General features: G+C 33.9%; 11 protein-coding genes and 2 tRNA genes. 10 read left to right on the top strand and 3 right to left on the bottom strand.

What is annotated here, in order from left to right:
* Positions 1–133: 133 nt before the first annotated feature.
* Both AC1RP1_RS07065 and AC1RP1_RS07060 read right to left on the bottom strand, forming a co-directional pair.
* Positions 134–238 carry a hypothetical protein gene (locus AC1RP1_RS07065; RefSeq protein ID WP_481762193.1) on the bottom strand — a complete coding sequence of 35 codons (105 nt, stop codon included), beginning with the start codon at positions 236–238 and terminating at the stop codon, positions 134–136.
* Between the two features lie 117 nt (positions 239–355).
* Complete coding sequence (locus AC1RP1_RS07060; protein ID WP_481761913.1) at positions 356–571, bottom strand: transposase; 216 nt, start codon at positions 569–571, stop codon at positions 356–358.
* 193 nt (positions 572–764) lie between these two features.
* Between AC1RP1_RS07060 and AC1RP1_RS07055 the strand changes: the two genes are divergently transcribed.
* The 8 genes from AC1RP1_RS07055 (at position 765) to AC1RP1_RS07020 (ending at position 7,566) form a co-directional block, all read left to right on the top strand.
* Complete coding sequence (locus tag AC1RP1_RS07055) at positions 765–2,222, top strand: peptide MFS transporter (protein WP_481761865.1); 1,458 nt, start codon at positions 765–767, stop codon at positions 2,220–2,222.
* Positions 2,223–2,282: 60 nt separating this feature from the next.
* The gene (locus tag AC1RP1_RS07050; RefSeq protein ID WP_481761866.1) at positions 2,283–3,107 is read left to right on the top strand and encodes a metallophosphoesterase; all 825 of its coding nucleotides are present in this window, start codon (positions 2,283–2,285) and stop codon (positions 3,105–3,107) included.
* A gap of 66 nt (positions 3,108–3,173) precedes the next feature.
* Positions 3,174–3,257 (top strand) — tRNA-Tyr (locus tag AC1RP1_RS07045).
* A 14-nt stretch (positions 3,258–3,271) separates the two neighbouring features.
* Positions 3,272–3,343, top strand: a tRNA-Gln gene (locus tag AC1RP1_RS07040).
* 113 nt (positions 3,344–3,456) lie between these two features.
* Complete coding sequence (gene proC / locus AC1RP1_RS07035; RefSeq protein ID WP_481761867.1) at positions 3,457–4,254, top strand: pyrroline-5-carboxylate reductase; 798 nt, start codon at positions 3,457–3,459, stop codon at positions 4,252–4,254.
* A gap of 73 nt (positions 4,255–4,327) precedes the next feature.
* The gene (nagA, locus tag AC1RP1_RS07030) at positions 4,328–5,455 is read left to right on the top strand and encodes an N-acetylglucosamine-6-phosphate deacetylase (RefSeq protein WP_481761914.1); all 1,128 of its coding nucleotides are present in this window, start codon (positions 4,328–4,330) and stop codon (positions 5,453–5,455) included.
* A gap of 25 nt (positions 5,456–5,480) precedes the next feature.
* Complete coding sequence (locus tag AC1RP1_RS07025; protein WP_481761868.1) at positions 5,481–6,182, top strand: GntR family transcriptional regulator; 702 nt, start codon at positions 5,481–5,483, stop codon at positions 6,180–6,182.
* 154 nt (positions 6,183–6,336) lie between these two features.
* On the top strand, positions 6,337–7,566 hold the full coding sequence (locus AC1RP1_RS07020; protein WP_481761869.1) for a NupC/NupG family nucleoside CNT transporter: 1,230 nt from the start codon (positions 6,337–6,339) through the stop codon (positions 7,564–7,566).
* A gap of 41 nt (positions 7,567–7,607) precedes the next feature.
* Here AC1RP1_RS07020 and AC1RP1_RS07015 read toward each other — a convergent pair whose 3' ends face one another.
* Positions 7,608–8,354, bottom strand: coding sequence for a WecB/TagA/CpsF family glycosyltransferase (locus AC1RP1_RS07015; RefSeq protein WP_481761870.1), 747 nt, complete (start codon positions 8,352–8,354; stop codon positions 7,608–7,610).
* Positions 8,355–8,514: 160 nt separating this feature from the next.
* Here AC1RP1_RS07015 and AC1RP1_RS07010 point away from each other — a divergent pair, with 160 nt between their 5' ends.
* Together AC1RP1_RS07010 and nadE are read left to right on the top strand one after the other, a co-directional pair.
* The gene (locus AC1RP1_RS07010; protein ID WP_481761871.1) at positions 8,515–9,978 is read left to right on the top strand and encodes a nicotinate phosphoribosyltransferase; all 1,464 of its coding nucleotides are present in this window, start codon (positions 8,515–8,517) and stop codon (positions 9,976–9,978) included.
* Between the two features lie 12 nt (positions 9,979–9,990).
* A complete protein-coding gene (gene nadE / locus AC1RP1_RS07005; protein ID WP_481761872.1) occupies positions 9,991–10,818 on the top strand; it encodes an ammonia-dependent NAD(+) synthetase in 828 nt (275 codons plus the stop codon).
* Positions 10,819–10,897 lie beyond the last annotated feature (79 nt).

Below are 10,897 nucleotides of genomic sequence, written 5' to 3'. Positions count from 1 at the left end.
GAACACAGAAGTTAAGCTTCTTAGCGCCAAGAGTAGTTGGGGGTCGCCCCCTGCGAGGGTAGGACGTTGCCATGCTATTAAAAATAAAACAATAAAATTTTACGACCGTTGCTGAATATAAAAAAAGGTGTTGTCACAAAGTGACAACACCTTTTTTTATAGTTTTATTTCTCATTACAAAGGAAACACGGTTCCTAAAATCACTAAATCCGTAGGCATTACGTTTAATAATTTTCAATTTATTGTTAGTCCCTTCCTTCAAGTAGGCTATTAGAATAAGGATAGTTAATAGCGTTTTTCACATAGTCTTCATGTTAAATTAAAATGAGTAAACAATTTTTTTAAAAAATTGAATTCAAGTTTTATTAAATGCATGCATAAGTGCATTGTAAATGTGAAATTGATCGTAAACAACTATGGCGTTCGGGAATAACAAAGTTCTCGTAAACTTGGGATACGTATAGTTTATATAAGTAACGATTACTTTAACGTTTTCGCGTGCTTCTAAAATGAACCGGATAAAATACTTAGTCACTTGATAGATTGTTCTAGCAAAAATAGCAGATACTATAGAGCATTTTTTGTTACACTATTACTTAATAATGGATATAAAATTTTTCACATATTAGAAAGACGTTAAATGATAAAACAAGTAGTAAATGATGAGATATAAGTAAAAATTTGATTTGACTATTGATATATATACATTGTATAATGTGTAATGCATTAAAATACATATACTAGATTTATATCGGAGGAAGTCCATGAAAAATAAAGATACGGCCTTTTTTGGTCATCCTAGAGGATTATCAACACTATTTTTTACAGAAATGTGGGAGCGATTCAGTTATTACGGAATGCGAGCAATTCTTTTATACTATATGATTTCAGAAGTGGATGGGCTTGGTTATAATCAAGCTACAGCCATGTCAATTATGTCCATTTATGGATCATTAATTTATTTATCAGGTGTCATTGGAGGTTTCGTTAGTGATCGCCTTTGGGGTAGTAGAAAAACAGTGTTTATTGGTGGAATACTAATAATGCTAGGACATATTGTTCTTGCAACACCCTTTAAATCAGTTGCTTTATTCATATCTATCGCGTTAATCGTATTGGGAACAGGGTTGTTAAAACCTAATGTTTCTGAAATGGTTGGTGGATTATACAATAGTAAGGATCCAAGACGTGATTCTGGTTTCAGTATCTTTGTATCTGGGATTAATATTGGTGCTTTGATTGCACCGTTGCTAGTTGGATGGGTTGGTCAAGAATATAATTACCACGTTGGATTCTCATTAGCAGCTATTGGGATGTTTTTCGGCTTAGTTCAATATTACTTTGACGGAAGAAAATATTTAACAAAAGATAGTTTATATCCTAATGACCCTATTCAACCTAACGAATTATCAACTATTCTTAAAAAATCTTCAATCGGTGTTATAGCTTTAGCTTTAATTTTAGTTATCATGTTCCTATTTAAATCATTAAATATTACGAATGTCATTCTTTTAATCACAATTCTTGCAGTTATCATCCCTGTCTATTACTTTACAATGATGTTAACAAGTAAGAAAACAACAAAAATTGAACGATCAAGACTTACAGCGTATATTCCGTTATTTATTGCCAGTATCTTATTCTGGTCAATTGAAGAACAAGGTTCAGTTGTTTTAGCAATGTTTGCGTCAACTAGAACGCAGTTAAGTGCTTTTGGGTTCACTTTCCCAGCTAGTTTCTTTCAAAGTATGAATCCGTTATTCATATTAATCTATGTTCCAATATTTGCTTGGTTATGGGTTAAATTAGGATCGAAACAACCTAGTTCTCCAGCTAAATTTTCAATTGGTCTAGTATTTGCTGGAGCATCTTTCCTTTGGATGATGCTCCCTGGTGTTCTTTTTGGAACAGATACTAAAGTTGGCCCATTATGGTTAGTTGCAAGTTGGATGATGGTTATGCTTGGTGAAGTTTTGGTTTCTCCAGTTGGCTTATCAATTACTACTAAACTTGCACCAAAAAGTTTTCAATCTCAAATGATGAGTGTTTGGTTCTTGAGTGATGCTGTTGCTCAAGCATTGAATTCACAAATTGTTCGGTTATACACACCCGCTACTGAATCAATGTACTTTGCTGTAGTTGGTGGAATTACTGTTGCCTTTGGTATTATGTTGAGTTTCTTTATTCCAAGAATTCATAAATTAATGGAAGGCGTTAATTAAATAGATTTTTAATGAAAGATATGTTAATTTTAATTAACATATCTTTTTTTGGAGGGAAACATGACAATTATTGCAACTAGTAGTGATAATCACTTTGATATTAATAAAGTTGATGTGGATATAATTATTGATGAACAAGTAAATTATCTATTAGCGAAAAATATTGAGTATTATCTTATTACAGGAGATTTATTTAATGATTTTAATAAAACGATTGATTATATTATTAGACTGAAAAGAAAGTTAAATAATAAAATTGTTGTCTTATTTATTGCAGGTAACCATGACATGGTTAAAAATATAACATTTGATGAGCTAGAAAGTGTAGTGAATGATTCTTATCTCCATAATCAATATTTGGATATCTCCGGCACTGAATGGCGTATTATAGGTAATAATGGATGGTACGATTACAGTTACTCAAAACAGCTAAAACGGTCTGATAAAGAAATGCTACATTGGAAAACAAACTATTGGATCGATCGTAAAATTGTTCAACCAATGCCAGATGTCGAGAGATTTAAATTAAGTTTAAGACAAACTGAAAAATTATTGAGTGATGCGAAACAATTAAATAAAAAAATAATATTTATGACTCATTTTGTACCTAATGAATTGTATATTAAAATTAATAATGATAATCGTTTCTGGAACGTTGCAAACGGCATGTTAGGTAGTCAAAAGATGGGAGATCTGTTAGAATACTATAAAGTAGAAAAAGTTTTATTTGGGCACCTCCATATCAAACATGATCCTATTCAAATTAATGAAACGACGTATTATACGAAGCCAGTGGGATATGGGCGGAAAAAATATAACGAATGGACGAAAAATACGTTCTTCGATGAGTGGAAATTTACGTTACAAATAATTAATTTAAAATAATTGAAAAAAAAGCTTGATTTTTAATCCATTTATTTGTATGATAGTTAAGTCGGATAAAGCTGATATGGAAGAGTAGCGAAGAGGCTAAACGCGGCGGACTGTAAATCCGCTCCTTCGGGTTCGGTGGTTCGAATCCACTCTCTTCCACCATTATTTTATAATATTGGGTTATAGCCAAGCGGTAAGGCAACAGGTTTTGATCCTGTCATGCGATGGTTCGAATCCATCTAACCCAACTAGCTAAAAGCAGATACTTAGGTATCTGCTTTTTTGTTTTATTTGTTATTTTATTTTTTTTTGCGGTATGATGGAGATAGTAATTAAATATAATAATTGAAATGAGGAAACTATGAAAATTGGATTTATTGGAGCTGGTAATATGGCTCGAGCAATTATTGAAGGTTTAGTAGAAGCAGAATTTATCGCGCCAAAAGAAATTTTGGTACACAGTGCAAGAGAGTCCAGCTATGTACCTTATGCTGAAGCTAATGGCTTTACAGCGTTAGGTAGCAATGCTCAGGTGGTTAGTGAGGCTGACGTTGTTTTTCTTGCTGTTAAACCAATTGTCTTAGGTATGGTTTTAGCAGAAATTAAAGAGTCAGTGAAGGAATACAAACCTATGCTAATTTCTATTGTATCAGGTGTTTCAATCTCTGAAATTGAATTAGAATTAGATAATCATTCAGTTGGTATTTTAAGAACAATGCCAAATGTTAACGCAACGGTTTCCGAAAGTATGACTGCGTTAGTCGGTAATGATATTTTGACAGATAAACAAATGAAACAAGGTACTGATTTATTTGATACTATTGGTGAAACGATGGAGATTGCTGAACGCGATTTTAGCACGTTTGTTGCTCTTGCTGGTAGCTCACCAGCATTTATTTACTTATTTATTGATACGCTTGCACGTGCAGGCGTTAAATATGGCTTACCAAAAGATAAAGCAACTAAGATTGCTGCTCAAGCTGTACTAGGCAGTGCAAAAAAGGTCTTAGCTACTGATGAAGTGCCATGGAAATTAATTGATGAGGTTTCATCTCCGGGTGGCACAACTATTGCTGGATTGCTTGCAATGGAAGAGGCTGGATTTATGAATTCTATTATTAAAGCAGTTGATGCAACTGTGGCTAAAGACAAAAACTAAATTTGATATGACCTTGTTTTTTTGGTCTATACCGATTATACTAAGTTTATAAATTGAAGGGATGGCGGATAAGATGAGTATTGTTTTAAAACATGCAGTTATCTACACGGGTTCAGAAAAAATTGAAGATGCATATATTCGATTTGATAAACAAATTAGTGCAATGGGGCCAATGAGCGAATACAAAGCTTTAGCCTCTGATGAGGTTAGAGATGTAGAAGGGAAAATTATTGTTCCTGGATTTATTGACGTTCACAGCCATGGTGGATATAGTTTTGATGCTATGGATGGTGATTCTAAACAAATTAATGAAATGGTTACCGATATGATTCACGAAGGTGTTACGACTTATTTCGCAACGACAATGACCCAATCACATGAAAATATTGCTAATGCTATGGTTGGTATCAAAAAAGCCGCTGAAGTGAACCCTGTTATTCAAGGAATTCATCTTGAAGGACCATTTATTTCTCCTGTTTTTAAAGGCGCACAGCCTGAAAAATATATTGAGGCACCTGATACAAAGTTATTTGATAAATGGAATGAATTATCAGGACATATGATCAAATTAGTGACTTATGCACCGGAACATAAAACGTCACCTGAATTTGAAGAGTATTGTATCAAGAATGGTATCGTACCTTCAGTGGGCCATAGTAACGCTACTCGCGAAGAAATGAAACATTCTCGAGCAAGTCATGTCACTCATTTATACAATGCACAACGCGAATTTAAGCATCGTGAACCAGGTGTAACTGGACATGCATTTTTAGAGGATAATATTTATACAGAAATTATTGCTGATGGTTTTCATATTGTGCCAGATATGATTAAACTAGCCTATGATTTAAAAGGACCTAAACGTATTGAATTAATTACTGACTCGATGCGTGCTAAAGGAATGCCTGAAGGCTTAAGCGAACTTGGCGGGCAAAAAGTTATTGTTAAAGACAAACAAGCAAGATTAGAATCTGGTAATTTAGCAGGCTCTGTTTTACAATATCAAGATGCATTTAAAAATATTATGAAATTTACTGGTTGTGGTATCGAAGAAGCTGTATTGATGAGTTCTGTCAATCAAGCTAGGGAATTCAATTTAACATCAAAAGGTGCTATTGAAATCGGAAAAGATGCTGATATGAACTTATTTGATGCTAACATGCAACTAGAAAGCACATATAGCTTTGGACGTAAATTTTAATAAAAGGTTAGGAAGGTAATTGTTAATGGGATCTCCCATATATATTCAAATTCATAATGAAATGAAAAAAACAATTGAATCTGGTGAATGGGAAGTTGGCAATCGTATTCCGGCTGAACGTGAACTTGCTGTTGTATTTGGTGTCAGCAGAATGACGCTTAGACAGGCAATTCAAACCTTGGTAGATGAAGGTATTCTAGAACGTCATGTTGGTGATGGAACCTACGTTGCTCGTAAGAAGGTTCAAGAAAAGATGTCAGGTGTGACTAGTTTTACTGACCTAATGGCTGAACAGGGAAAAGTGGCTTCAAGTAAGACGATCACTTATCATGTTACAACGCCTTCATTAAGTGAAATTGAAAAGTTACAATTGATCGATGGCGAACTAGTCTTACGAATGGAACGAATTCGTTATGCTGATGGTTTACCGATTTGTTTTGAAGTTGCTACGGTTCCTAATAAATTAGTTGAGGGTTATAGTAAAACTGAAATTACGAGCTCTTTATATCGAACATTGGAAGAAAAAGCCAATTTAACATTGGGAGGGGCACAACAGACAGTGTCTGCTATGTCAGCTGCTGAAAGCATAGCGGATTATCTATCAATCAAGCGTGGTGAAGCGATTTTGAGGCTTCGTCAAGTTAGCTTTTTGAAAAATGGTGAACCTTTTGAATATGTTCGGACACAATATGTAGGGAATCGCTTTGAATTTTATCTAGAAAAATAAAGTTTAAGAAATTATTAATTGCTCTCTTTCAACCATATCAATGGATGAGATAGAGTAATTTTTTTTTTGAGAAATCTGTTCGATTGACATCAATTTGAGATAACGCTATATTATTTAAGAGCAAAAAATAAATTATCTGAAGGGGTTTTAAGATATGTATTTATTAGTTAATATTTTCGGTGTTGCCATTTTTATTTTAGTTGCATTTGCGTTTTCCAAGAAAAAGAGAGAAGTCAATTGGAAATCAATCGCAATTATGGTCGTTATTAATTTATTTTTAGCTTGGTTCTTAACAAAATTCTCATTAGGACGTGATCTTGTAGAAGGCGCGGCTAATGGGTTTAATTGGCTAATGCAGGCCGCATATCAAGGTATTCAATTTATGGTACCCGCTATGCCTAAAGTAACTGATATGGGATTTTTCATGAGTGTTCTATTACCAGTTATTATGATTGTGCCATTGTTTGATATTTTAACGTACATTGGCGTTCTTCCATTTATTATTAAGTGGATTGGCCGTGGGTTATCAAAAATTACAGGCCAACCAAAATTTGAATCATTTTTCTCAGTAGAAATGATGTTTTTGGGAAATACTGAAGCATTAGCTGTTTCAAGCCTTCAGTTGAAACTAATGAAATCAGAACGGAACTTAACTTTGGCAATGATGTCAATGAGCTGTGTGACGGCTTCAATCATTGGTGCTTATACAACAATGATGCCAGGTCAATATATCTTAACAGCTGTTCCAATTAATATTATTAATGCTATTATTATAACAAGTATTTTAAATCCAGTTGAAGTAACAGAAGAAGAAGATACTATTGCTGAAATGACAGGTAGTAACTCAAATGATTTAGAAACTTCTGAATCAGATAATAAAAGAGAACCCTTTTTCGCTTTCTTGGGTGATTCAATTTTGGGTGCTGGTAAGTTAGTCTTGATTATTGCAGCAAATGTTATTGCTTTCGTTGCTTTAGCAGCCTTGATTGATAATATTCTTGGATTAGTTAATCCAAATTTATCACTTGAAAATATTTTAGGTATTATTATGTTCCCATTTGCTTGGTTAATGGGATTCAATCCTTCAGATGCTTTCGAATTAGCACGTTACATGGGTACAAAATTAGTAACAAATGAATTTGTTGTTATGGGACAAGTATCAAGTACGATTAACTCATTTGCACCTCATTACAAAGCTGTTTTAACTGTTTTTGTTACATCGTTTGCAAACTTTTCAACAATTGGAATGATTATTGGTTGTTTCAAAGGAATTGTGGATAAAGAAAAAAATGATGTTATCGCAAGAAACGTTGGTTACATGCTATTATCTGGTATTCTAGTTTCATTATTATCAGCGGGTATGGTTGGCGTTTTCGTTTGGTAATATAACAATATGTAAAAAAGAACTAAGAAATTTTTAATTTCTTAGTTCTTTTTTTTATGTCCTCTAAATTTTTCTTTGTATATTAGTAATAAGTAACGTGGAATAGCTAGCATTCGAATAAAACGAGTCGGTTCTTGGAATAAACGATAAAGCCACTCAATATGATGATTTTGCCAAAATTGTGGCGCACGATTCACAGTACCCGCTAGAACGTCGAAACTACCACCAACACCCATCCAGATACTATCAGACACTTGGCGATTACGCTGAATAAATTCCTCCTGATTTGGAAAACCTGTTGCAACAAAAACAAAATCAGGCTGAGATATTTTAATGTTACTTACAATATCCTGATCATTTTTGAAATAACCATTATGAAATCCGACTAAATTAATGTTTGGATAATCAGACTTAATCGTTTTGGCAACTTTTTGGATGACCGTTTCGGCTGCACCAACTAGGTATATTGATTTTTGATGACTATTAGCCCATTTAAGCAGGCTCATTAAAGTATCATAGCCAGTGATTCGTTCGGGCATTGGAGTCCCTAAAATTGCTGCGCCTTTGATAATACCAATACCATCTGGTGTAACGTAGTCAGCTTGGTTAAGAATCTTTTTATAATCTGGGTGTTGTCGTGCAAATAGAACAATTTCTGGGTTGGCTGTCACGATAAATCGATTTAGATGAGCTATCGAATCAGTCGCTATCTGAGTTAAAAAAGCGTCATTAGTTGTATTAATAAATTCGATATCTAATATTTTTGTTTTTTTAAATTTATTTGGCATAATATGTCCTCACTTTTTAAACTTTGTCTCATTATAACAGAAGATAAATTTAAAATAAGTATTGAATATGACGGATTACGGAAAAAATGGTAAAATGTAGATTATAATTTGTGTGCTGGAAAAAATTCTAGTAGTGCATTCATTTTAAAGGAGAAACATCATGGTAAAAAATTACCCAGATGATAGCTATACGTTACATACGGACGTTTATCAGATTAATATGATCCAAACTTACTGGGAAAAAAATATTCATAATCAAAATGCTGTATTTGAAGTTTTCTTCAGAAATTTACCATTTTCTAATGGCTATGCGATTTTTGCAGGCTTAGAACGAGCTATTAATTATATTCAAAATTTAAAATTTTCAGAGACAGACATTGCGTATTTAAGAGAAGTGGCAGGATATCCAGATGATTTTCTTGCCTATTTAAAAGATTTTCATTTTCGTGGCACAATCAGGTCAGCTGTTGAAGGGGAAGTTGTTTTTAACGGCGAACCCATTGTCCAAATAGAAGGTCCTTTAGCAGACTGTCAATTAGTAGAAACGGCATTACTTAACATCATTAATTATCAAACATTGATTGCAACAAAATCAGCTCGTATCAAAGCTGTAGCCGGAGATGATGGTGTGTTAGAATTTGGTACAAGACGAGCACAAGAATTTGATGCAGCTATTTGGGGAACACGTGCAGCTTATATTGGTGGATTTGATGCAACTAGTAATGTCCGAGCAGGTAAAATATTTGGTATTCCTATCAGTGGAACGCATGCGCATTCATTAGTTCAAGCATACAGAGATGACTATGATGCTTTTATGGCTTACGGAACAACGCATCGTGATTGTGTCTTTTTAGTTGATACATACGATACGTTAAAAAGTGGTGTGCCAAGTGCAATTAAAGTTGCTAAAGAGTTAGGTGATAAGATTAATTTTGCCGGCGTACGAATTGATAGTGGGGATATGGCTTACATTTCGAAACGCGTTCGTGAACAATTAGATGAAGCTGGATTTACAGAAGCTAAAATTTATGCCTCAAATGACTTAGATGAAAAAACAATTACTAATTTAAAAATGCAAGGAGCTAAAATTGACGTCTGGGGCGTTGGAACTAAACTAATAACTGCCTATGATCAACCCGCCTTAGGTGCAGTTTATAAATTAGTAGCCATTGAAGGTGGCGATGGTAAAATGGTTGATACAATTAAACTCAGTAATAATGCAGAAAAAGTATCAACACCAGGTAAGAAACAAGTATGGCGTATTACTAATAAAGTTGATGGTAAAACTGAAGGAGATTACATTGCACTATCGGATGAGGAACCTCAGAAACAAGACTCACTTTATATGTTCCATCAGCAGTATACCTATATTAATAAGTTGGTAACTAACTATAATGCACGACCAATTTTACAAGATATATTTGTTGAAGGTGAACTGGTTTATAATCAGCCAGAATTGGATGCTATTAGAGAGTATTCAAGAATTCAGTTAGATGGGTTATGGGAAGAATATAAACGTGAATTAAATCCACAAGATTACCCTGTCGATTTATCACAAAAAGCTTATGATAATAAGATGGCTATCATCCAAAAAATTAGAAATAATATGAATAATATTAAATAAGGGGTGTTAATCTTGACTGACTTACAAAAGAAAATTATTGAAACTTTGAAAGTGAAATCAAGTGTAAATATTGCAGAAGAAATTCGTATGAGTATTGATTTTATGAAAGCTTATTTATTGAAACATCCATTTTTAAAATCTTTAGTTTTAGGAATTTCTGGTGGACAAGATTCAACACTTGCTGGGTATTTAGCACAACAGGCTATTCGTGAGTTACGTGAAGAAACCGGTGATAGCAATTATCAATTTATTGCAGTTCGACTACCATACGGCAATCAATCCGATGAATCTGATGCATTAGATGCTATAAAATTTATGCAGGCAGATCAAGTGGTTCGTGTAGACATTAAAGGTGCTACCGATGAAATGGTAATAAGCTTAATGGCAAACAATCTTGAAATTTCTGATTTTAATAAAGGTAATATCAAAGCTCGTCAGCGCATGATTGCTCAATATGGGATTGCCGGGGCAAAGTCAGGTGCGGTTGTGGGAACTGACCATGCTGCAGAAGCAATTACTGGATTTTATACTAAATATGGTGACGGAGGTGCTGATATTACACCACTTTGGCGTTTGAATAAGCGCCAAGGTAGAGAGATGTTAGCTTCGTTAAATGCGCCGGAACATCTGTATTTAAAAGTACCAACAGCCGATTTGGAAGAAGACCGTCCAGCGCTACCTGATGAAGTTGCCTTAGGAGTTACTTACGATAATATTGATGATTATCTTGAAGGAAAGGTAGTTTCAAAAGAAATTAGTGATAAAATTGAAAATTGGTATTTAAAGACAGAACACAAACGACATCTGCCAATTACTGTTTATGATTCTTTTTGGAAGTAAATAGTTGCGTAAGCTGTTTCATTTCAGTTATAATTAAAGAAATCATAGGGGAGTAACTGGCGGTTATCCGCGGCAATGT

It is taken from the genome of Dellaglioa sp. CoH-56-MRSF-13 (assembly GCF_056782095.1).
This window is presented reverse-complemented; position numbering and strand designations above follow the sequence as displayed.